Here is a 22,657-nt window from a genome sequence, read left to right as displayed (position 1 = left end):
GTGGAACGTTTACATTTCCTGATATTTTTTAATTGCAGATTCTTCTTTGATTCGCATTGTAGAAGCCTGCTCTTTGGTTTTGTCTTTGTAACCCATCAGATGAAATAAGCCATGGGAGATTACCCTGCTTAATTCCTTTTCTTCTGGTTGGCTAAGTTTGATTGCGTTTTCTTTTACCCGATCCACACTGATGAATATATCCCCTTCTATGAATTCCTCTTCTTCTGAATTATCAAAGGTGATGATATCAGTATAGGTATGATGGGAAAGGTAGTCTACATTAATCTGGTACAGATATTCATCTGAGCAGAAGATGTAATTGAGCTCCCCTATTTTGAAATTTTCAGAATTGGCAATTTCCTTAAGCCATTTCTTTCGTTTGAGTTTATCAGAAAGTTTGAAGGGGACGTCCTCGGTAAAGAAATTAATCGCCATGATTTAATCCATATAAAATGAGAGAACTGTCTTTTTTCCCCCATCTTCAAACTTTACCTCATCGCTCAAATGTCTGATAAGGAAAATTCCTCTTCCTCCTGGCTTTTCGATATTTTCCGGCGAGGTGGGGTCTGGAAGTTCTGCTAAATCAAATCCCTCTCCTTCGTCTTCAATGGTGAATTTCAATTGATCATCTTCCATAGTTAATTCCAAGTGAACTAGCTTGGCTTTATCATTTCTGTTTCCATGAATGATTGCATTACTGATGCATTCTGTCACAGAAATCATGATGTTTCCATAGATGTCGTCATTAATCTCAAAGTTCTCCTTTGCATTATCAATGAAACTCTCAATGATTTTTATGTTCTCAATCAGAGATGGAATTGAAATTTTTATAGACTTCATTATGGAAATGTTCTTTGAAAGTGATCTTGTTTACTTATTCTTATTCAATTTCTAATCCAATGGGACAGTGATCCGAATGAATGATATCCGGCAAAATTACAGCACTTTTCAGTTTGTTCTGCATTTCTTGGGTAGCCATGTGATAATCAATTCTCCAGCCCAAGTTTTTTGATCTTGAATTTGCTCTAAAACTCCACCAAGTGTATTGGTGAGGATCTTGATTGAAATGCCGGAACGTATCTATAAATCCGGAACCTGTGAATTTATCCATCCAAGCTCTTTCTTCAGGAAGAAATCCTGAAGAGTTTTTGTTAGAGATAGGATTATGAATATCTATTGGCTTGTGACAGATATTGTAATCTCCACTTAAAATCAATTTTGGCCTCTCTCTTCTCAAATCCTGCATGTATCCATAGATATCATCCAGAAATTCATACTTGAAATCCTGTCGGACATCACCAGTGGTTCCTGATGGAAAATACGACGATAGGAATGAGAAATCATCAAAATCCACTTGGATCAGCCTTCCCTCATCGTCATACTTGGAAAGTCCCATTCCATATTTGACAGATTGGGCTTTTACCTTAGAAAATATGGCTACGCCGGAATATCCTTTCTTGACGGCCGGAAACCAGTATAATTCATAGCCTAAATCTTCAAATATTGCCGGATTAACATCCTTTTCCTGGGCTTTAATTTCCTGTAAACCAATAACATCCGGGTTTTCTTTCTTCAGCCAGTCCACAAATCCTTTGTTTATGGCTGAGCGGATCCCGTTTACATTATAGGAGATAAGCTTCATTTAAATTTCTATTTGGTATTCTTTCTCAAAGTACTCTAAGACCTGCAGCTTTAATAGCTTTTCTTGGTCTAAAAGATCAAAATGAGGTAGTTCTTTGATCAACTTCCAGTGTGGCCATCCTTCCTGATCCACATAATCCAATTCATAAAATCCGGCATAACTCAGAACTTTACAAACGGCAATGTGCATCAAATCCTGCTTTTGTTCTTTGGAAAAGGTCTTGGTTCCTTTGCCAAGTTCTTGGACTCCGATTAGAAAAAGAACCCCGTTAAGATCGTTTGGTTTTTTTCCAATGGTATCTTTTAGCCCCTCCAGAAGTTTTGCCCAGCGTTTTTCCAGTTCTAAATCTCGCTTAAACATCTTATGCCTGATTTTCTAATTCCTCCCAATATCCTACGGCTCTTCTCAGGTGAGGGATGACAATAGAGCCACCGATAATCATGGAAATGGAAAATACTTCAAATACTTCTTTCCTTTCGACACCTGCCTCGAAGGATTTGCCCAAATGATATTTGATGCAGTCATCGCATCTCAAAACCATTGAACAAGCCAATCCGATCATTTCTTTGGTTTTTACATCCAAAGCACCTTCCGCGTAGGTATTGGTATCCAGGTTGAAAAACCGCTTGATGACTTTGTTGTCTTCTGCTAAAATCCTCTCGTTCATTTTAGCTCTGTACTCGTTGAATTCGTCTATTAGATTCATTACCTTCAGGATAATTAGGGTCAAGGGGGCAAATATACGTCATATTGTGCCCCAAGCTGTTACAACACCACTTTTTAGCGATGCGTTTACTTTTTTGGAAAGATTTTTTGGATCTCATATTTCCCAGAAATTGTCCCCAATGTGGGACTAGTCTCCTGGATTTTGAGCCCTGCTTTTGTACTACCTGCCAAGGTTTGTTGCCAAGAGCAAGTTTTCATCTCAGGCCGTTTGATAATGAATTGACTTCCAAGCTTCAGGGCTTGACACAGGTCAACCAGGTCATGGCCTTTCTCAGATTTTCAAAAAAAGGGCAAAGCCAGCATTTACTCCATCTCCTCAAATACAGAAATAAGCCCGAAATAGGAGAAGAATTGGGAAGGCTATTTGGATTGGAATTAATACAAGCTGGTTTCGAAGGAGCTTGGGATGAAATTGTTCCGGTTCCTTTGCATCCTTTGAAAGAAAAAAGAAGAGGATATAACCAAAGTGAGGTTTTTGCACTCGGGCTTTCTAAGTCATTGAAAATCAATGTAAAAAGGCGTTTGGTACGAGTCAAATTTACTGATACTCAGACTAATAAATCCAGAATTGAGAGATTGGAAAATGTGGAAGAAGTTTTTGCTTTGGCTGAGAATTTTCCGGTTTCAGGCCTGAGAATTCTTCTCGTGGATGATGTGATCACCACAGGCGCGACACTTTGTGCTTGCGCAAATGTGCTTTGGGCCAATGGGGCAAAAAACGTAGATTTGGCTACCATCGCTGCGGGTGGTCAATAAATTAATCCCATGAACATTGACATCGAATTTTTGAAATATCCCATCGGGAAATTTCAAGTACCTAATGAAATTAAGGCTGAGGCAATTCAAGAAGCTGTAGAAACGATTAAATCTTTTCCCAAAAACCTTTTTACCGCAGTCAGCCCTATGACTGCTGAGCAATTGGATACACCATACCGTCCTGGGGGATGGACTGTCAGACAATTAGTTCATCATTGTGCCGACAGCCATATGAATGCCTTTGTTCGGTTTAAATTGGCTTTAACTGAGTCTAACCCGACAATCAAACCTTATGAAGAAGCTGAATGGGCTAAATTGGCGGACTATTCCCTCCCAGTTGAGCCAGCATTGGCATTGATCGTAGCGATTCACCTGAAATTGGGAATATTGATGGATTCCATGAGTGAAGGTGACTTCTTAAAGACCTACTACCACCCAGAAAGCAAGCGCAGCCAAAGTCTGGGAGAAGTAACGCTGATGTATGCCTGGCATTCTCAGCACCATCTGGCACATATTCAGCATCTGGCTCTGCGTAATTATGATCAATAAAAACCCACAAACATGAATATTTCACTCAAAAACCAAAGAATTCTGGTCACAGGTGCCTCGAGAGGAATCGGAAGAGCAATAGCGAGACAATTGTCTGAATCGGGTGCAGAAGTGATTATTCATTACAATTCCAATAAAACTGAGGCTGAAAGTTTGTTTAGCCAATTGAAAAATCCAGCCCATTTGGAAGCCTGTGATCTTTCGCAAACCGCCGAGGTGGTGGGCTTTATTCCCAGATTGGTGGAAAAATACGGTCCACTGACTGCTTTGGTAAACAATGCCGGAATTGCCATTTCAGCCTCAGATCAGCTTCCAACAGGAGATTGGCTGAAAATCTGGGAAAAAACCATGACCATTAATGCCACCGCAGTGGGAATTCTGAGCAAGGAGTTTGTCGATCAAGCAAGGCCTCAGGAAAATGGAAGAATTATCATGATTTCTTCCAGGGCTGCTTTCCGAGGCGATACCCCGGATTATTTGGCTTATGCAGCCTCCAAAGGTGCATTGGTCAGTTTAACCCGCTCCATTGCCAGACATTATGGAAAGGAAGGAATCAAGGCATTTTTGATAGCTCCGGGATTTACGCGGACAGATATGGCTGAAGAAATTCTGTCAGAGTATGGAGAGGATTTTGCCCTAAAAGATATTGCCTTGAAGGAATTAACTCTTCCAGAGGATATTGCTCCAATGGTGACTTTGCTTTGTTCTGGTCTTGCCGATCATGCTACAGGTACCTCCATCGATATCAATGCGGGCTCTTATGTAAGGTAATTTTTCTAACAAAAACCTTTCAAAGAGGTATAGAAAGTATGGCCTCTCAAGATAAAGTTCTGACTCCCGAATTGGTGAGGATTCTCAAGATCTTCCTTTTCTCCTCTTTTGGGCTAGTTCTGATATTTTCCTTTTTCAATTCCTATCGGGCAAACAACACTCAAAAAGACAGGACTTTCTTGGTTTCTGATTCAGATAGGCTGTTTTTTCTGAATTTAAGGGCGATTTATTACGACAGGGAAATCCGTCGGGATGCAGGAATGACTCTTTTCCGACACTCTCAACGTTTACAGTCAGCATTAAATCCAAGTTTGGATCCGGCGATTATCCTCAATCCAGTCAAAGAGGAGGCATATATCCTTTGGGAATTGAGAAATGCTGATTTTCCGATTGAAATTGTAGCCACCAAAGATGGGGAATCCCTCCTCTTTCCGTTTTCCAACGGGAATAACCTTGATCATTATGGCCTTTTCCAGCAATTAAAGCCCTTAATTATGGAGGATTATTCCTTCGAGATCCTTGCAAATGGAGAAAGGTCGCCGATTTGGGCGAATGAGAAAGAAAAGGAAATTTTGAAAACTTTAGTGGAAGACTATCTTCGTCTCCTCAATCAACTTGAATAGCTTTTATGGAAAAAAAACCCAGTCCTCAGCTTCTATATTTTAAATCCCAAATAGGGAAAGTCTTGGATAATACACCCTCCATGGCAGGGAATCACCTGGCAGGAGTGCTTTTGGAAGTGGAATCCAATTTTATCAAAGTACAATATACTGTGCGCAAGGAAATGTGTAACCCGGGAAGGATTCTCCATGGAGGCATGGCTTCGTTGATGATGGATGATGTAATCGGGATGGGAAATTTTGTGGCCGGATCAGAATATCTGATGACCAGCATCAACTTGAACGTGGATTTCTTGTCCTCTGCCCAAGTCGGGGAAAAATTGGAAGTCTCCGCAAATTTGGTTCGATTTGGATCTAATGTGAATCATTGGGAAGCCATTATTCGAAACGAGAAAGGAAAGATTGTAGCAAAAGCGAGCTCCAACCTGATCAAAACCCATGTTAAACTCTCTGACTTGGGCTTTTGAAGATTTTACAATTTAATTTTACCCAATTAAAAAAACCTGTCTGAAATCGTTTCAAACAGGTTTTTGTTTTTGGAGAGCTTGTTTATAGCTAAATCAACTTGATTTCTTGAGAAAGTTTGAGGAGTTAAAACTGCTTCATTTTGACCATCAAATCCCAAACAGCAATTCCCAAAGAGACAGAAATATTCAAAGAATGCTTGGTTCCTAACTGTGGGATTTCCAAGACCTTGTCGCATGCTTTCAAAACCTCCTCCTCTACTCCAAAAACCTCATTTCCGAAAATTAGGGCATATTTTTGATTGGACTCCGGGGAAAATTTATCCAGCATAATGGAGTTATCCACTTGTTCTAAGGCACAGATTTTATAGCCCTCCGTTTTAAGCTTATTGACTGCCTCCATGGTATTCAGGCAGTATTCCCATTCTACGGATTCAGTGGCTCCCAAGGCAGTTTTTTGAATATCCCGATGAGGTGGAGTTCCGGTGATTCCGCAAAGAAAAATCTTCTCTATTCGGAAAGCGTCACCTGTCCTAAAGGCAGAGCCAACATTATTTAGGCTCCGAACATTGTCCAGAACCAAGACAAGAGGGGACTTTTTTGTTTCCTTGAACTCTTCGACCGATAGCCGGTCCAATTCTTCCATGCTTAATTTCTTCATCTTTTTTGATCTCGTGCCCTAATCGGCTATTTTCAGGCCTAATTCCCAATTCAAAAGTACCATAATTCCCTTTTTATCCCCATGAGTAGATCCAAAGATGGTCAGGAAACTCCCTTGATGAAACAATACAATGCCATCAAGGCCAAGCATCCAGGAGCACTGTTGTTGTTTCGTGTAGGCGACTTCTATGAGACTTTTGGGGAAGATGCAGTCATTGCGAGCAAGGTTTTGGACATTGTTCTGACCAAAAGAGCCAATGGTGCTGCCTCTCATATCGAATTGGCTGGTTTCCCTCATCATTCTTTGGATAATTACCTTCCCAAACTGGTACGGGCAGGAAACAGAGTAGCCATTTGTGATCAATTGGAAGATCCCAAATCAGTCAAGGGGATTGTCAAAAGAGGTGTAACTGAACTGGTAACTCCGGGCCTTTCCTACAATGATCAAGTGTTGGATACCCGGAAAAACAATTACTTGGCTTCCATCCATTTTGGGAAAGAGAAGCATGGAATTGCCTTTTTGGATGTTTCCACGGGAGAATTCATGTGTGCTGAGGGCAATGCTTCTTATGTGGAAAAACTCCTCCAGAGCTTTGCCCCATCTGAAGTGATTTTTTCAAAAGCCGCCAAAAAAACCGCTGCTGAGCTCCTTAAATCCGAATTTATTACATTTCACTGCGAGGATTGGGTTTACCAATTTGACTTTACCTACGAAAAACTGAAGTCACATTTTGGCACAAATAATCTCAAGGGATTTGGTATTGAAGAATTGGAATCCGGCATAGTGGCCGCAGGAGCAATTCTCTATTATCTGGAGGAAACAGAGCACCGGGAGGTACAGCATATTGCTGCGATTTCGAGAATTGCTGAAGAAAAATACGTCTGGCTGGATAAGTTCACGATCCGAAATCTCGAGTTGGTTTTTCCACAACATGAAGGAGGCGTTCCTTTGATTCAGATTTTGGACCAGACGGTCACTCCTATGGGTTCCAGAATGATGAAAAAGTGGCTGGTATTGCCTTTGAAAGAAAAGCAGCCCATCGAAGAAAGGCTCAACGTGGTGGACTTTTTTCACCAAAAATCCACGTTGATTGAGGAAATAATCGGGCAGCTCAAGCACATCGGAGATTTGGAAAGGTTGATTTCCAAAGTAGTTGTAGGTCGAGCCAATCCCAGAGAAATTAACCAAATCAAGCGTGCCCTAAAATCTACGCTTCCTATCAAGGATTTGCTTAAAAACCAGCAAAATCCTACCCTCAAGCGACTTTCAGATCAGCTTTATCCCTGTGAGTTTTTACTCGAAAAGATCGAAAATGAACTTCAGGAGGATGCTCCCATGCTGATCCATCAGGGAGGAGTGATCAAGGATGGAGTGGACGCGGAATTGGACGAATATCGGGGTTTGGCCAACAAGGGAAAGGATTTTCTGGTCCAGATCCAGCAGCGGGAAATTCAAAATACCGGCATTACCTCTCTTAAAATCTCTTACAACAAGGTTTTTGGATATTATCTGGAGGTAACCCACGCCCACAAAGACAAGGTTCCACAGGAATGGATCCGAAAGCAGACCTTGGTCAATGCCGAACGATATATCACACCAGAGCTCAAGGAGTACGAGGAAAAAATTCTGAATGCTGAGGAACGAATGATCGCTCTAGAGCAGAAATATTTTCAGGAACTGGTGCAGGAAGCTGCTCAGTTTGTCACACAAATCCAGCAGAATGCCCGAGTGTTAGGCACCTTGGACGCCTTGCTTTCCTTCTCCAAAGTTGCACTTTCCAATGGCTATTGCAGACCCAAAATTTCGGATACTGAGACTTTGGAAATAAAGGACGGTCGACATCCAGTCATTGAAAAGCAGCTGCCAGTGGGTGAAAATTATGTCCCCAATGATATCTACCTGGATCATGACAGTCAGCAGATTATGATTATCACTGGCCCCAACATGGCCGGTAAATCTGCCTTGTTGAGACAGACAGCCCTGATTGTCTTAATGGCTCAAATGGGCAGCTTTGTTCCTGCATCTTTTGCAAGGATTGGGATTATTGACAAAGTCTTCACGCGAGTGGGAGCTTCGGATAACCTCTCCAAAGGGGAATCTACATTTATGGTGGAAATGACCGAGACTGCCAGCATTTTGAATAATCTATCCGACCGAAGTTTGGTATTGATGGACGAAATTGGCCGCGGTACTTCCACTTATGACGGAATCTCTATTGCTTGGTCAATCGTGGAATTTTTGCATAATCATCCAAATTTCAAAGCCAAGACACTTTTTGCGACTCATTATCATGAGCTGAATCAATTGACAGAAGATTTCCCAAGAATAAAAAATTTCAATGTTTCCGTAAAGGAAGTGGGAAACAAAGTAATCTTCATGAGGAAGCTGAAAGAGGGAGGAAGTGAGCATAGTTTCGGGATTCATGTGGCCCAAATGGCCGGCATGCCTAACCCAGTGGTGCTGAGAGCTGCAGAAATCATGAGCCATTTGGAAAAAGACAAAGCCCTGAAAGACAAAAAAGAAACCTTTAAATCTGTACCCAAGAATAACTTTCAGTTGAGTCTTTTTGAAATGGACCCTAAATTTACCGAAGCAAAAGCTTTGATTGATGAGATAGACATCAATACCATTTCGCCTATTGAAGCTCTATTGAAATTACATGAGATAAAGAAGAAGATAGAGTGAAAAAATATTAATTCTTAATATCTTCAAAATTGAACTTAACACACAGGGCCAATTTTTATGGATAAGGTATTATTGAAGGATTTAAAAAAGCAGGAAAAGTTTACCCGTTTTTTTAAAGAATGGAAAGAACAAAAATTTTCCGGGGACTTCGATGAACAAAAACTCAAGGATGAGCTGCTTATCCTTAGCAAAACTATTGGTATCCAGGAAGGGCTGGTAATTGCCTGTTTTGATTATCGAAATCTGAATCTTGCCTTTTTCACGGGAAATGTGGAAAAAATCTCAGGCTATCCAGAATCGATGTTTAGAGATAAAGGAATGGAAACTTCCTTTACCATGATCCATCCAGATGATAGACCAGAATTATTTCGCTTCCAAAAAATTGTCTTTGACACCTTTCATTCTTTAAGTATCCCTGAGCGACACACATTTGAATTTTCTTATACCACACGTTGGGTTCATCGAACGACCGGTGAGAGTATTTGGATGACTTCCAAGGTAAGACCCTATGTCATTGACAAAGAAGGAAACTTCATTATGGATCTTCACATCATTATCCAGCTTCCCAACCCTCCGAAGACGAAGAATTACGATTGGAATTATTCCTATATCAAGGACAACGGAACAAAGATTTTTGTAAGCAAAAACTCTCCAGATGACAAAATCGTGAACCTTACTCCCAAAGAGAAAGAGATCGTCAATCTTATTTTGGATGGAAAAGAGTCCAAAGAGATTGCCGAGATCCTGAATATTTCATTCAATACGGTTGCTACCCATCGAAAAAATATTTTGCGGAAGCTTGGAGCCAAAAATGTCGGAGAAATGGTGAAGTATCTTGTCTCTCATGAATTTTAAAATCCGCTGAAAATCAGCAAACTCAAATGTTTTCAAAAAAAATTCTTAAGAAGACTCTTGCATAAATATTTTCTGGACTTACCTTTGCATCCACAATTAGCCAAGACAACGGTCTGGTAAAACAAGCGAGAGTAGCTCAGTTGGTAGAGCACGACCTTGCCAAGGTCGGGGTCGCGAGTTCGAATCTCGTCTCTCGCTCGATTAAGCCCTTGCAAAAGGGCTTTGTTGTTTAAGAGCATTTTGCTCAAAAAGTCTTCCCTCTACTGTAAAGTAGAGCAAGCCGGGATGGTGGAATTGGTAGACACGCAAGACTTAAAATCTTGTGTCCATTTGGACGTGCGGGTTCAAGTCCCGCTCCTGGTACATAAGCCTCGCAGCAATGCGGGGCTTTTTGTTTATTTTTCAGCATGTTCACAGTCTATGCGATATCCAGTACGGTAAGGAAATATGTTTATGTTGGACTGACATCAGATTTAGAACGAAGAATTCATCGCCACAATTCTGGATATGAACGAACAACAAAGCCTTATCGACCATTTGTACTGATTTTCCAGAAAGACTTCCCAAATAGAGCTGAGGTAAGGGAATTTGAGAAGTATTTGAAGACGACTAATGGAAAAAGGGAAATATTGGGTTTATAAAATCTTGTGTCCATTTGGACGTGCGGGCCTGCCTGTTGCAGACAGGTTCAAGTCCCGCTCCTGGTACATAAGCCTCGCAGCAATGCGGGGCTTTTTTGTGGACTAAAAAAAATGCCTGCTGATCCAGCAGGCAGAAATTCTAAATTCATACAGTTTATTTTTCCAAAATCCCCTTTAAATCTGCCGGAGAATAATTTACTGACTTCAGCGTTTTGTGATCTCCCTCTCTGAATACCAGGTATAAATCCCCTTCTTTTTCATAAAAGCAAGGTGTGCCCTTTGCCTCATAATGGGCAACAGTGGCTTTTGCTTCCTCTTCAGTCTTGCAGGCCTTGCTCATATTGGAGCGTTGCACTTCGTCAAAGAGTTCTTTGAACTTTTCCCCCAACCCAAATTCAAGAATTGCTCCCGAGAGTACGTATTGGAGGTCACAAAGCGCATCCGCGATTTCTACTAGATCTTTGTTTTCAATTGCTTCTTCAAGTTCTTTCAATTCTTCAGAAAGCAAGGATACCCGCAGGTTACATCGGGTTTCGGAAGGAATTGTGGGACTTGGGAGTACCGGATGCTTAAAGGTCTGATGAAATAAGGCTACAGAAGTAAGAGACTTTGGATCTTGCATAGAAAGCTACATTGAAATTTGAGCTTTGAATTAAATGAAAAAGGCCGGAACTCCCGGCCTTTTTCTAATCTTATTTGATGGATTGTCTGTTTTTCAAGGAAACTGCAGATTCTAGATTGCTTTCGATTTTGTTAAACAACACTAAGTTGCCATCCGGACTGTTTGGGCTGATTTCAATCCTTCCATCCAGATTGGCGTCTAGAGCAGTATTGAAATCTACTCCAGCAAAAAGCTTATTCAATTCAAAGACCAACACCATCTCGGTATTGTTGTCCACCTCGACTCCAGTGGAGGCTTCTGACATCGCCCGTATTACTTTTTCACTCTCAGTCCAGAAGGTGGTCACCTTACCATTTACCTCTCCGGTAACTACCAAAGATTTCTGGAACAAGGGATTATTGGCGTTTCCTTCAGTGTTTTTGAAAAGCTTAAAGGTAACCTCCTTATAATTTCCTTCAGGTGTACTTCCCTCACCGATTGCTGAAAACTGTGCATTTCCTGAGGAAACCAAAGTGTGAGTTTTCTTGGTAGAAGAGGAAGATTGTAGCGCTGCGCTTGTATTGGATTTCAACTGGAGATTTCCCAAGTTGATACCTGCCAACAAATCAGCTTTTGCAAAATATTTCATTTCTACGCTTTGAGTGCCGACGTAGAAATTGGAAACAGTCATTCCACCTACCACAACTCTGGCGTTTTCTGCTCCTGCATTGGATCCGCTGGAAGCTGTGGTGCTTAATTTCGCTTGGGTCTGTGGATCAGTGATGGCTTGTTCGTCATCATTTGAGCAAGAGCTCAGCGCAATTCCCAATGCGAGCGCAAGGGAAAGTTTTCCAAATAGATTAGGATACTTTTTCATAAGGTGATTGATAATTGGTTTGTTCCGAAAAAGTCAAACCCAATGCCATGGCCCTAAACTTCTCCGGCCTTAGATTTCAAAAACATCTAAATTGACTCAAAAACAGGGTTTTATACAGGCTTCCCGATCAAAAAGAAGAAAAAAATAAGGAAGAGAAGCTCTTCCTTAGTGTTGACCTTTTACACAGCTTGTGAATATCGCTGTGAAATAATTCCCCAATCCAGCACATTCCAAAAGGCTGAAATATACTCTGGTCGTCTGTTTTGGTAATTCAAATAATAAGCATGTTCCCAAACATCTATTCCCATTAGCGGAATTCCTTTGAAATCGGAAATATCCATCAGTGGATTGTCTTGATTTGGTGTGGATCCTACGGCAAGTTTTTTATCTTCTCCAACCACTAACCATGCCCAACCTGAGCCGAATCGGGTTTTTGCGGCTGTTTCAAACTGTTCCACAAAGGCATCATAGCTTCCAAAAGAAGAATTGATAGCTTCTGCCAAAGCACCTTCCGGCATTCCTCCTCCCTGAGGGCTCATGATTTTCCAGAACAGCTCATGGTTATAGTGGCCACCGGCATTATTTCGCATTTTGGTTGAATACTTGGAAATTCCAGCCAAAACATCTTCCAATGGCTTATTGGTATCCACGCTTTCTTCTCCCACCGCCTCGCTCAGGTTTTTGGCATAGCCTGCAGCATGTTTGGTATAGTGAATTTCCATCGTCAAAGAATCGATGTTAGGCTCAAGTGCCGAAAAATCATAGGCTAATGGAGTTTGGGTAAAACTGGTTGCCAAAATCGCTTTGCCATCTCCTTTGGCATCGCCTGAGCAAGCGCTCAAAATTCCGGTACCCACTAGACCTACCGCAAAACTCGCTTTGGAAGTATTGGAGAGGAACTCTCTTCTGGATAATCCATTTTCTAGGCTTTTCATCGTGTAAATAGGATTAATAGTTTTTGATTCAAATTTGAAATTAGCCAATCTAGCGGGGATTAAAAATTGATAATCAGACAATCCGTCCGATTTCCTGACAACTTGGTTATGTTTGTATTGGAATTACTTCTTGGATAAGTTTTTGTCTGAGAATGAAAAATTTTTCCTTCATGGATTTTACTTTCTATAAATATCAAGGGACCGGAAATGACTTCATCATGATGGATGATCGTGTTCAGGCCTTTGATGAAAAAAACCTCGACTTAGTCCGCAAGCTATGCGACCGTAAATTTGGAATAGGCGCTGATGGCCTGATATTGATTCGTAATCATCCCGATTACGATTTTGAGATGGTTTATTTCAATTCCGACGGTAGTCAAAGTATGTGTGGAAACGGAGCGAGATGTGCCGTTGCATTTTCCTCATTTTTGGGAATAGTCTCCGACTCCACTCGCTTCCTGGCTATTGACGGACCTCATGAGGCAATTTTAAGAAATAACCAGGTCGAACTTTTGATGGGTGATGTGAAAGGTATCGAGGACAGACGCTCAGATTTCTTTGTCAATACCGGTTCTCCTCATCATATCCGATTTGTAGAAGAAATTAAAAGTTACCCGGTATTTGATGAGGGTAAATCTGTTCGATACGACAGCCAATATGCTCCCTCCGGGACCAATGTTAATTTCCTACAAGAACTGGCGACAGGAGAAGTATTTGTCAGAACCTACGAGCGTGGAGTTGAAAATGAAACGCTTTCCTGTGGTACTGGCGTGACTGCCGCGGCTTTGGTTTTTGGCTCTCAAAAAAACCTCAATGAGGTTAAAATCAAGACCCTAGGAGGCAATCTGTCCGTAAAATTTGAAGAAAACGGAAAAGGGGGCTATCAGAATATATGGTTGATAGGGCCTGCCGAACAGGTTTTTTCCGGGAAAATATCAATTAAAGAAAATCAACTTTAAGTCCAGAACCATTCCTCTGGTCGATTATCAATTCTAACAAAAAGGGCTTATTTTTAAGCCCCCAAAAAGGGATACAACATAAGTTTATGCTAGATTTTATTGCAAAAGGATTAGCCAAAGTTTTCGGCACCAAATCCGATAGAGATATCAAAGAACTCCTCCCGAAAGTCACTGAAATCAACAAGATTTTTGCGGGATTGAATTCACTTACCGATGATCAACTGAGGGAAAAAACTCAGGAAATCAGGACTAAAATCAACGAGCACCTTCAGTCCATCGATGAGAAAATCACGGAAATCAAGACTCAGATAGAAGCTCTTCCTGCTGATGCTATCCACGAAAAAGACCAGCTTTTCAATCAAATAGATGCCCTTGAAAAAGAAAGGGATTCCGAATTGGAAAAAGTCCTGGAGGAGGTGATGACCACGGCTTTCGCCATTGTCAAGGAAACAGCAAGGCGATTCAAAGAAAACGGAAAGCTGGAAGTCCAGGCAACTATTCGAGATCGTGAGCTTGCGGCGACCAAAGCAAATGTGGAGATCCTAGGAGAGACGGCAGTGTGGCATAACAAGTGGATGGCCGCGGGTACTGAAGTGGTTTGGGACATGGTTCATTACGATGTTCAGCTTATTGGGGGTATGGTCCTCCACAAGGGGAAAATTGCCGAAATGGCTACCGGCGAGGGTAAAACCCTTGTTTCCACCTTGCCTGCGTTTTTGAATGCTCTTTCTGGAAGAGGAGTACATGTCGTTACTGTCAATGATTACCTGGCAAAACGTGACTCTGAATGGAATGCTCCTTTGTTTGAATTTCACGGCCTGACTGTCGATTGTATTGACAAGTATCAGCCGAACTCTTTTGGAAGGAAAAAAGCCTACGGATGTGACATCGTCTATGGTACAAACAATGAGTTTGGCTTTGACTACCTACGGGACAACATGGCCCGGGAGGCCGGCGACTTGGTACAAGGAAAACACCATTTTGCCATGGTCGATGAGGTCGATTCCGTGTTGATTGATGATGCAAGGACTCCTTTGATCATTTCAGGCCCTGTGCCAAGAGGAGATGTGCATGAGTTCGACGAAATGAAGCCGCGCGTTGCTGGCCTAGTGGATGAGCAGCGAAAACTTGTTCAGGGATTTTTGGGCTCAGCCAAGAAATTGATTGCAGATGGAAATGAGAAAGAAGGTGGTTTGGCACTTTTTCGTGCCTTCCGAGGTATGCCAAAATACAAGCCTTTGATCAAATACCTTTCTGAGCCTGGAATTCGAGTAATTCTTCAGAAAACGGAGAACTATTACCTCCAAGACAATAAGCGGAATATGCCTGAGGCAGACGAACCGCTATTTTTTACTATCGATGAAAAAAGCAATGTAGTTGATCTTACTGACCGTGGCATCGAAGCCATGACTTCCAAAAATGAAGATCCGACATTCTTCATTCTTCCAGATATCGGTGTAGTGATCGCCGAATTGGAAAAAGATACTTCTATTGACGACAAGGAAAAATTAATCCGTAAGGAAGAAGTCATCAAGGATTACGGCGTAAAGGCTCAGCGAATCCACACCGTAAACCAGTTGCTCAAAGCTTATTGCATGTTTGAGCGGGATACGGAGTACATCATTGTGGATGGCAAAGTGAAAATCGTTGATGAGCAGACCGGTCGTGTAATGGAGGGAAGACGATATTCCGACGGACTTCATCAGGCGATTGAAGCTAAGGAAAATGTCAAAGTAGAGGATGCTACCCAGACCTACGCGACGATTACTCTTCAAAATTACTTCCGTATGTATCACAAGCTTGCCGGTATGACCGGTACAGCGGAAACGGAAGCCGGAGAATTCTGGGAAATCTACAAGTTGGATGTGGTGGTGATTCCTACCAATAAGCCTATCATCCGTGCAGATCGGGAGGACAAAGTGTACAAAACCGTCCGCGAGAAATTCAATGCCGTTACCGATGAAATCAATGAATTGGTTGCAGCAGGGAGACCGGTCTTGGTTGGTACTACTTCTGTGGAAATTTCCGAGGTATTGAGCAGAATGCTGACCTTGAAGAAGATCCCTCATCAGGTTTTGAATGCCAAGCAACATGCTCGTGAAGCAGAAATTGTTGCTGAGGCAGGAAAGCCAGGAACCGTGACAATTGCAACCAACATGGCGGGTCGAGGTACGGATATCAAACTAACCCCTGAATCCAGAAAAGCCGGTGGTCTGGCCATCATCGGTACAGAAAGACATGAATCCCGACGAGTGGATAGACAGCTTCGTGGTCGTTCTGGTCGACAAGGTGATGTGGGATCCTCTCAATTCTTTGTCTCTTTGGAAGATTCTCTGATGCGACTGTTTGGATCAGACCGAATCGCCAAATTGATGGATAGAATGGGACTGGAAGAAGGAGAAGTGATTCAGCACAGCATGATCACTAAATCCATCGAGAGAGCCCAGAAAAAAGTAGAAGAAAACAACTTCGGAACCCGTAAGCGACTCTTGGAATATGACGACGTCATGAATTCCCAAAGAGAGGTTGTTTATAAGCGAAGAAGAAATGCTCTAAAAGGTGAGCGTCTGGAATTGGATATACTCAATATCCTTTACGATGTATGTGAAAGCTTGATTGACATAGGCAAATCCACTGAAAATGCGGATGACCTACGGATGAATATCTTTACTTCTTTGGGTGTGGATTATCCTATTTCCGAAGGAGATTTGAAGTCAAAGGATGCTATGAAGCTCACTCAGGAGCTTTATGCTGCGGCCATGAACAGCTATAATCAGAAAAATGAGCTGATCTGCCAGACTGCCCTTCCGATTTTCAAAAGAGTATTTGAGGAAAGAGGTGCGACGGTGAAAGACATCATGGTGCCGATTACGGATGGTATCAAGCAGATTGGGGTGGTATGTAACCTCGAAAAAGCTATTGAATCAGAAGGCCGCGAGCTAATCCGATCCATTGAGAAAAATGTCACTTTGGCGATTATTGACCAAAACTGGAAAGAGCATCTCCGGGATATGGATGACTTGAAGCAGTCAGTTCAAAATGCGGTGTACGAACAAAAGGATCCTCTTTTGATTTACAAGTTTGAAGCCTTTGAAATGTTCAAGCGCTTCATCGGTAAGCTCAACGAGGACATGATTTCCTTCTTGACTAGAGCAGATTTACCAAAGCAGGATCCCTCTCAAGTTCAGCAGGCTCAGGCTCCGCGGGCATCTGAACCGAGAGTTCAGGCCTCCAAAGAGGAAGTTGGCTCTACCTTGAATCCTGGCGCAAATCGTGCTGCAGCTGCAGCCGCTGTAGCTGGCCGCCCCGCTCCTCCGCCGGTGGCCCCTAGAAAAACGGACAAAACCTATGGCAGAAATGACAAAGTATCCGTTCAGTACACCAATGGCACTACCAAAACAGACGTAAAATACAAAAGCGTTGAGCAGGATATTGCCGAAGGAAGATGTGTGATCATCGAACATTAACGATATGAACAGAATCTGGATAGCTCTGGTAATTTTGATCATTTGGGGATGTAAATCCACTGGAAGTGTAGTAGAAAGCGACGCCAATTCTTATGCTAACTACCAAGAAAACCTGATGGGCTCTTTGCCAGAATATCCGGATTTCCAGACTCGGGTTGATAACATTCCTTCTGAAGATTCGGAAGTCTCAGTTCAGGCTGTGGATTCACGGCTGGATGTTCTTCAGAGAGGATTATATGAAAAGAATAGATCTGAACTTTACTTCACTGGGTACACGGTTCTTGTTTATTCTGGAGTCAACCGAGACCAAGCCTTCAAAACCCAGAGCGATTTAGCTCAATATTTCCCGGAAATGGAAGCTGAAATGCAATACCAACAGCCGAGATACTTGGTGAAAGTCGGGAAATATGCCTATAAAATTGAAGCCCAAAGCGTGTTTTCGCAAATCAAAGGAGTCTTTCCTTCTGCCAGAATAATCCCCGATAGATTTCAGCGAAAAGAATACGTTTATTCTAACTCTTCAGACTCCAATGCTGAAAGCCAAAATTAAATCTCTAGCCCAAGAGTATAAGGAAGAAGTCATTGCCCTTCGTCGACACCTGCACGCCAATCCTGAACTTTCCTTTCAGGAATTCAAGACGGCAGAGTTTGTGGAGGCCAAACTCCGTGAAATCGGCATCACTGAGTTAGAGAAAAAAGCCACAACTGGCTGGTCTGCCTTAATCAAAGGAAAGAACCCGGACAAAAAAGTCATCGCCCTACGGGCAGACATGGATGCCCTTCCCATAGTAGAAGCCAATGAGGTTTCCTATAAATCCCAAAATCCCGGAGTCATGCATGCCTGCGGCCACGATGCACATACTGCATCTCTCCTTGGTGCGGCAAAAATCCTTCACGGGGTCAAGGATCAGTTTGAAGGGACCATCAAACTTATCTTTCAGCCAGGAGAAGAGCTTGTTCCGGGAGGAGCTTCTTTGATGATTAAAGACAAAGTCCTAGAAAACCCGCGTCCCAATGGAATCATCGGCCAGCATGTGATGCCTTTTATTCCAGCCGGAAAAGTTGGTTTTCGTCCTGGAATCTACATGGCCAGTACGGATGAGATTTATGTGACTGTCAAAGGAAAAGGCGGACACGGTGCCATGCCGGAGACTTTCATCGATCCGGTATTGATGGCTTCTCATATGATTGTGGCTTTGCAGCAGATTGTGAGTCGTGTTGCCAACCCTAAAATCCCCTCTGTTCTTTCCTTTGGAAGAGTGGAAGCTTTAGGAGCAACCAATGTGATCCCTAATGAGGTAAAAATCCAGGGAACTTTTAGGACCCTCGACGAGGAATGGCGAGCTGAGGCTCACCGAAGAATGCTTCAAATTGCCCATGGCATCGTTGAAGGAATGGGAGGACAACTCGATTTTGAGATCCGAAAAGGGTACCCTTTCCTAAAGAATGATCCGGAATTGACGGCTAGATCGATTGAAGCTGCTAAGGATTATTTGGGAGAGGAAAATGTCCTGGATCTGGATATTTGGATGGCCGCGGAAGATTTTGCCTTTTATTCTCAGGAAATTGACGGATGTTTCTATCGTCTTGGGACGCGGAATGAAGCCAAAGGGATCGTTTCCAGTGTGCATACACCCACCTTTGACATTGAAGAGGATGCACTTGAAATCGGCGCAGGCTTGTTGGCTTGGTTGGCGGTATCTGAACTTTCCAAAGCTTAAAATTTCCTTAACCTTCTATTACAAGCGGAGACTTATCTTCGCTTTTTTAGTATAACTCTATGAAAAAAACTTACCTACTGACGCTCACACTGCTTTTGAGCATGCAGGCTACCCAAGCCTTTGCTTGGGGACAACTTGGACACTACCTGATCGGGTATATGGCTGAGAAGCAAATGAAAAAATCCACCCGTAAGAAAGTCGAAAAGGTGCTTTTCCCGATGTCTTTGGGAAGAAGTGGGACTTGGATGGACGAAATACGTTCTGACAAAGCCTATGATTATGCGACCACCTGGCATTACCTGACCAGCAATGCGGGAGAATATGATCCGAGTATTCAGGAAAAAGGTGGCGATGCCTATGAAGCTATTCAGAGGATCAAGGAGGAATTAAAAAAAGGGGGTCTGGATCCTAAAACTGAGGCGGAAAAGCTGAAAATGCTGATCCATATGGTGGAGGACATCCATCAGCCCTTGCATGTCGGAACCGGAAATGACCGAGGAGGCAATGATGTAAAGCTGGAATTTTTTGGCCAACCGACCAACCTTCATGCAGTTTGGGATAGTGGAATGATTGATCGCCAAGGAATGAGCTATACCGAAATTGCCGATGAGTTGTACCGAAGACTTAACAAAGGAACGAAAGCTCAGTACCGTGCCGCAACCATGGAAAATTGGCTGCAGGAAGCGGTAAGTTTTAGACCAATGGTGTACAAACTTCCCGAAAATGGAAAGATAAGCTACCAATACATCTACGACAATTATTCCATTGCTGAGGAAAGAATGATCGCTGCCAGCGTACGATTGGCTCAAATTCTGGAAGAGATTTATTGATTCTTTCTCAATCTGGTGAAAACGGTTTTTTTCTCTTAGGATGAAGGAAGCCGTTTTTTTATTTTAAACATTCAAATCTAAGCCAGAAGATGAAGATCAAACTTGCCATCGCCGAGGACAACTCATTCTTGCTCAAAGCTATAAAGGATAAGTTGAGCCTTTTTGAAGATTTGGAAGTAAAATGGATCGCCGAAAATGGGCTGGATTTACTCGAAAAACTTGCGCAGGATTCCAATGTTCAGATCATTCTCATGGATATTGAGATGCCCAAAATGAACGGAATAGAGGCCGTGGAGCAAGTTTCCCAAAAGTACCCTCAGATCAAAACAATCATGCTGACTGTTTTTGATAATGACGAGAACATCTTTCGGGCTATTCAAGCCGGTGCCAATGGATATTTTTTGAAGGAGGTGGATCCTCCAACTTTGCATCAAGGGATTTTGGACACTTTGGAGGGGGGAGCCGCGATGACTCCAGCGATTGCTTTGAAGACACTAAAACTCCTTCGGAACCCACCAAATTTTGAAGAAACGAAAGAAGACCTTAGCCTTACTCCTCGGGAAATTGAGATTTTGGAGCAAACCGCGAAAGGCCTCAACTACAACCAAATCGGGGAAAACCTATTTATCTCTCCTAAAACGGTAAGGAAGCATCTTGAAAATATCTATGGAAAGCTTCAGGTTCACAATAAAATGGAGGCGGTACAAAAGGCCGTGAAAAACCGGATTATTGAAGGATAAGGGAGTTTAAAGTTGAAAATGAAGAGTTTAAACTTTCAATTTCTAGCTTTAAATTCATTTTTGGCTCCATCCAAAAACTCCACAAACGCTGGAATATTCGTTTCATATCCCCGAGGAGGAGCTAAAAGCTGCTCTTGATGATCCAGAATTACATAATAGGGCTGGGCATTGTTATTAAACCGGGTAATCTGAAAATCGGCGTTTTGCTTCCCCAAGGTCTTTTTTACTTTACCATCATATGAAGAGGTGTACCACTCACTTTCAGGGAGTTCCAGTCGCTCGTCGATGTATAATGCCACCATCACAAAGTCATTTTTCAACCGAGCCAACACCTGAGGATCTGACCAGACATTTTCTTCCATCTTTCGGCAATTGACACATCCATGTCCGGTGAAGTCAATTAACAGCGGTTTTCCCTCTTTTTTCGCCGCAGCAAGAGCTTCCTCATAATCGAAATATCCAGGAATGCCGTAAGGGATTTCCAGTAGATCTCCATATTTGACAGGTGCTCGATCCGATTCAGTGGTTGCGCTGACCTCACCGATTTTAAATTGCTGGGTGGTCAATGGAGGCAAATAACCGCTGAGATACTTGAGCGGAGCTCCAAATAGCCCAGGAATCATATAGACTACAAACATGAAGGTCAGCAAGGCCAAAAGTAATCTTGGCACGTTTATGCTTTCCACAGGACTGTCGTGTGGCAACCGGATTTTTCCTAGTAAATACAGCCCAAGAGCTCCGAAAATGACAATCCAGATGACCAAGAAAATATCCCGGTCCAAAAGACCCCAATGATACACCAAATCCGCGATGGAAAGGAATTTGAAAGCCAAGGCCAGTTCCAAAAATCCCAGAACTACTTTGACGGAATTCAGCCAACCTCCGGATTTAGGCAGGCGGTTCATCCATTCGGGAAAAATTGCAAAGAGAGTAAACGGGATGGCGAAGGCCAGACCAAAGGCAAACATTCCCAATACCGGCTTGACCAGTTCTCCTCCAGCAGAGGAAATCAGGATGGATCCCACGATTGGGCCAGTACAGGAAAAGGAGACCAAAACCAATGTGAAGGCCATGAAGAAAATCCCGGCAAGGCCTCCTTGTTCGGCTTTGGCATCCATTTTATTCACAAAGCTTGTAGGCAAATTGAGTTCAAACATTCCCAAAAAAGCCAAAGCAAAGAAGATAAATACACCAAAGAAAAATAGGTTGGGTACCCAGTGAGTGGCCAGCCAGTTGGCAAATTCCGGCCCTTGGATAGCAGCCACGGCAGTTCCAGCAACGGTATAAATAGCAATGATGGAAATTCCATAAATAAAGGCCTGCCGTATTCCCTGAGTTTTGGATTTGGCCCTTCCGGTAAAGAAGCTTACCGTCATCGGAATCATCGGGAAAACACAAGGTGTCAGCAATGCGGCCAAACCAGCCAAGAATGCCAAGACCATAAATCCCCAAAGTGATTCACCAGCCACCTCAGAAGTGAAAGTTTGGGGTTCATCTTCGGATGAACTGCCCACCTTTTCTTCTAGCTTCTCGACTTCCTCCGAAGTAGTGCTTAATGTGAAAGGGGATTCCTGAGTTACCGAGTCGGAGATTTTTTCAGTGTTATCTCCTAGGCTGGAATTGGAGGCTGCTTCTACGGGAGCTTCAGGGACAGGACCTTCCTTAGCAGTAAACTTAATCTCAATATCTTCTTCATAATTGATGCATTGACCGGTAAGGTCTGAACACATCTGATATTCCAAAGATGCTTTGAGAACACCTGAGGTTTTTTTAAGAATGACAGGCTGTTCAAATCGCCCTTTTCCCATGAAATAAGTCACCTCGCCTTTCCAAACTTCATCAAACTTTTTCTTGGGGTTTATCGCCTTCAGTTTGCCGGCTATGGAATAATCCTCTGAGGGAGCTGGTACAAATTCCGTCAGGAGAGGACCAAGATTCTTGTCAAAATCATTGGAATAAACATACCAACCCATGGGGATCTCCGCTTCCATTACCAAAATGGAAGTCTCTCCTGTCTGAAGGCTTTTGGGCTCCAGGGAATAGGTCCATTTCGGGGGTTTCACGAGCTGGGCCTGAGCGAGGAAAGAGATCAATAGAAAAGCCGGGATCAGAAATCTGCCGAACTTTTGGGCTTGGAATGTCATGTATAAACTGTAT

24 protein-coding genes and 2 tRNA genes are annotated in these 22,657 nt (G+C 42.7%); 16 read left to right on the top strand and 10 right to left on the bottom strand.

Translation table 11 applies throughout. The features are described from left to right. Positions 1-9: 9 nt before the first annotated feature. From ybeY to G458_RS0104435, 5 genes are read right to left on the bottom strand one after another with little or no spacing between them, the layout of a single operon-like run. A complete protein-coding gene (gene ybeY / locus G458_RS0104455; RefSeq protein ID WP_026950843.1) occupies positions 10-435 on the bottom strand; it encodes an rRNA maturation RNase YbeY in 426 nt (141 codons plus the stop codon). A 3-nt stretch (positions 436-438) separates the two neighbouring features. Continuing rightward, positions 439-840, bottom strand: coding sequence for an ATP-binding protein (locus G458_RS0104450; RefSeq protein ID WP_026950842.1), 402 nt, complete (start codon positions 838-840; stop codon positions 439-441). A 40-nt stretch (positions 841-880) separates the two neighbouring features. Next, positions 881-1,642 carry an exodeoxyribonuclease III gene (locus G458_RS0104445; protein WP_026950841.1) on the bottom strand — a complete coding sequence of 254 codons (762 nt, stop codon included), beginning with the start codon at positions 1,640-1,642 and terminating at the stop codon, positions 881-883. Beyond that, positions 1,643-2,002, bottom strand: a complete 360-nt coding sequence (locus tag G458_RS0104440) for a hypothetical protein (protein ID WP_026950840.1) — start codon at positions 2,000-2,002, stop codon at positions 1,643-1,645. It lies immediately after the preceding gene. Position 2,003: 1 nt separating this feature from the next. Continuing rightward, on the bottom strand, positions 2,004-2,348 hold the full coding sequence (locus tag G458_RS0104435; RefSeq protein ID WP_026950839.1) for a carboxymuconolactone decarboxylase family protein: 345 nt from the start codon (positions 2,346-2,348) through the stop codon (positions 2,004-2,006). Positions 2,349-2,542: 194 nt separating this feature from the next. On the opposite strand from G458_RS0104435, the gene G458_RS0104430 reads away from it, so the two are divergent. The 5 genes from G458_RS0104430 to G458_RS0104410 are packed head-to-tail and all read left to right on the top strand — an operon-like array spanning position 2,543 to position 5,531. Then, on the top strand, positions 2,543-3,124 hold the full coding sequence (locus G458_RS0104430; protein ID WP_322786236.1) for a ComF family protein: 582 nt from the start codon (positions 2,543-2,545) through the stop codon (positions 3,122-3,124). Between the two features lie 9 nt (positions 3,125-3,133). Continuing rightward, on the top strand, positions 3,134-3,673 hold the full coding sequence (locus G458_RS0104425) for a YfiT family bacillithiol transferase (RefSeq protein WP_026950837.1): 540 nt from the start codon (positions 3,134-3,136) through the stop codon (positions 3,671-3,673). Between the two features lie 12 nt (positions 3,674-3,685). Beyond that, on the top strand, positions 3,686-4,444 hold the full coding sequence (locus G458_RS0104420; protein ID WP_026950836.1) for an SDR family NAD(P)-dependent oxidoreductase: 759 nt from the start codon (positions 3,686-3,688) through the stop codon (positions 4,442-4,444). Between the two features lie 38 nt (positions 4,445-4,482). Continuing rightward, positions 4,483-5,067, top strand: a complete 585-nt coding sequence (locus tag G458_RS0104415) for a hypothetical protein (RefSeq protein ID WP_051287020.1) — start codon at positions 4,483-4,485, stop codon at positions 5,065-5,067. Between the two features lie 5 nt (positions 5,068-5,072). Next, complete coding sequence (locus G458_RS0104410; RefSeq protein WP_026950834.1) at positions 5,073-5,531, top strand: PaaI family thioesterase; 459 nt, start codon at positions 5,073-5,075, stop codon at positions 5,529-5,531. Between the two features lie 124 nt (positions 5,532-5,655). Here the strand turns inward: G458_RS0104410 and G458_RS0104405 are convergent, their stop codons facing one another. After that, positions 5,656-6,189 carry an RNA methyltransferase gene (locus G458_RS0104405; protein WP_026950833.1) on the bottom strand — a complete coding sequence of 178 codons (534 nt, stop codon included), beginning with the start codon at positions 6,187-6,189 and terminating at the stop codon, positions 5,656-5,658. Positions 6,190-6,270: 81 nt separating this feature from the next. Here G458_RS0104405 and mutS point away from each other — a divergent pair, with 81 nt between their 5' ends. The 5 genes from mutS (at position 6,271) to G458_RS21605 (ending at position 10,370) form a co-directional block, all read left to right on the top strand. After that, positions 6,271-8,874 carry a DNA mismatch repair protein MutS gene (gene mutS / locus G458_RS0104400; RefSeq protein ID WP_026950832.1) on the top strand — a complete coding sequence of 868 codons (2,604 nt, stop codon included), beginning with the start codon at positions 6,271-6,273 and terminating at the stop codon, positions 8,872-8,874. A 57-nt stretch (positions 8,875-8,931) separates the two neighbouring features. Beyond that, positions 8,932-9,729, top strand: a complete 798-nt coding sequence (locus tag G458_RS0104395; protein WP_026950831.1) for a LuxR C-terminal-related transcriptional regulator — start codon at positions 8,932-8,934, stop codon at positions 9,727-9,729. A 125-nt stretch (positions 9,730-9,854) separates the two neighbouring features. Further along, positions 9,855-9,927, top strand: a tRNA-Gly gene (locus G458_RS0104390). A gap of 81 nt (positions 9,928-10,008) precedes the next feature. Continuing rightward, positions 10,009-10,092 (top strand) — tRNA-Leu (locus G458_RS0104385). A gap of 44 nt (positions 10,093-10,136) precedes the next feature. Beyond that, on the top strand, positions 10,137-10,370 hold the full coding sequence (locus tag G458_RS21605) for a GIY-YIG nuclease family protein (protein ID WP_084438814.1): 234 nt from the start codon (positions 10,137-10,139) through the stop codon (positions 10,368-10,370). Between the two features lie 154 nt (positions 10,371-10,524). Here the strand turns inward: G458_RS21605 and G458_RS0104380 are convergent, their stop codons facing one another. The 3 genes from G458_RS0104380 to G458_RS0104370 form a co-directional block, all read right to left on the bottom strand. Next, a complete protein-coding gene (locus G458_RS0104380) occupies positions 10,525-10,992 on the bottom strand; it encodes a pyrophosphohydrolase domain-containing protein (RefSeq protein WP_026950830.1) in 468 nt (155 codons plus the stop codon). A 70-nt stretch (positions 10,993-11,062) separates the two neighbouring features. Then, a complete protein-coding gene (locus tag G458_RS0104375) occupies positions 11,063-11,848 on the bottom strand; it encodes a hypothetical protein (RefSeq protein ID WP_026950829.1) in 786 nt (261 codons plus the stop codon). Positions 11,849-12,027: 179 nt separating this feature from the next. Then, positions 12,028-12,783, bottom strand: coding sequence for a superoxide dismutase (locus tag G458_RS0104370; RefSeq protein WP_026950828.1), 756 nt, complete (start codon positions 12,781-12,783; stop codon positions 12,028-12,030). Between the two features lie 170 nt (positions 12,784-12,953). On the opposite strand from G458_RS0104370, the gene dapF reads away from it, so the two are divergent. The 6 genes from dapF to G458_RS0104340 all read left to right on the top strand — a co-directional run bounded on the left by dapF (position 12,954) and on the right by G458_RS0104340 (position 20,500). Beyond that, positions 12,954-13,742 (top strand): diaminopimelate epimerase, encoded by a 789-nt coding sequence (dapF, locus tag G458_RS0104365; RefSeq protein WP_026950827.1) that lies wholly within the window; start codon positions 12,954-12,956, stop codon positions 13,740-13,742. Between the two features lie 86 nt (positions 13,743-13,828). After that, complete coding sequence (gene secA, locus G458_RS0104360; protein WP_026950826.1) at positions 13,829-17,209, top strand: preprotein translocase subunit SecA; 3,381 nt, start codon at positions 13,829-13,831, stop codon at positions 17,207-17,209. Positions 17,210-17,213: 4 nt separating this feature from the next. After that, positions 17,214-17,759, top strand: coding sequence for an SPOR domain-containing protein (locus tag G458_RS0104355; RefSeq protein ID WP_026950825.1), 546 nt, complete (start codon positions 17,214-17,216; stop codon positions 17,757-17,759). Then, positions 17,740-18,930, top strand: a complete 1,191-nt coding sequence (locus G458_RS0104350; protein WP_026950824.1) for a M20 metallopeptidase family protein — start codon at positions 17,740-17,742, stop codon at positions 18,928-18,930. Before G458_RS0104355 ends, G458_RS0104350 begins: the two co-directional genes overlap by 20 nt. Before the next feature lie 59 nt (positions 18,931-18,989). Then, on the top strand, positions 18,990-19,760 hold the full coding sequence (locus G458_RS0104345) for a S1/P1 nuclease (RefSeq protein ID WP_026950823.1): 771 nt from the start codon (positions 18,990-18,992) through the stop codon (positions 19,758-19,760). 89 nt (positions 19,761-19,849) lie between these two features. Further along, the gene (locus G458_RS0104340; protein WP_026950822.1) at positions 19,850-20,500 is read left to right on the top strand and encodes a response regulator transcription factor; all 651 of its coding nucleotides are present in this window, start codon (positions 19,850-19,852) and stop codon (positions 20,498-20,500) included. A gap of 35 nt (positions 20,501-20,535) precedes the next feature. Here G458_RS0104340 and G458_RS0104335 read toward each other — a convergent pair whose 3' ends face one another. Beyond that, positions 20,536-22,644 (bottom strand): protein-disulfide reductase DsbD family protein, encoded by a 2,109-nt coding sequence (locus G458_RS0104335; protein ID WP_035467712.1) that lies wholly within the window; start codon positions 22,642-22,644, stop codon positions 20,536-20,538. Positions 22,645-22,657 lie beyond the last annotated feature (13 nt).

The organism is Algoriphagus mannitolivorans DSM 15301, from assembly GCF_000429425.1.
Classification (GTDB): Bacteria; Bacteroidota; Bacteroidia; order Cytophagales; family Cyclobacteriaceae; genus Algoriphagus; species Algoriphagus mannitolivorans.
The sequence above is the reverse complement of the archived record's forward strand: the minus strand, read 5'-3'. Positions and strand labels throughout refer to the sequence as shown.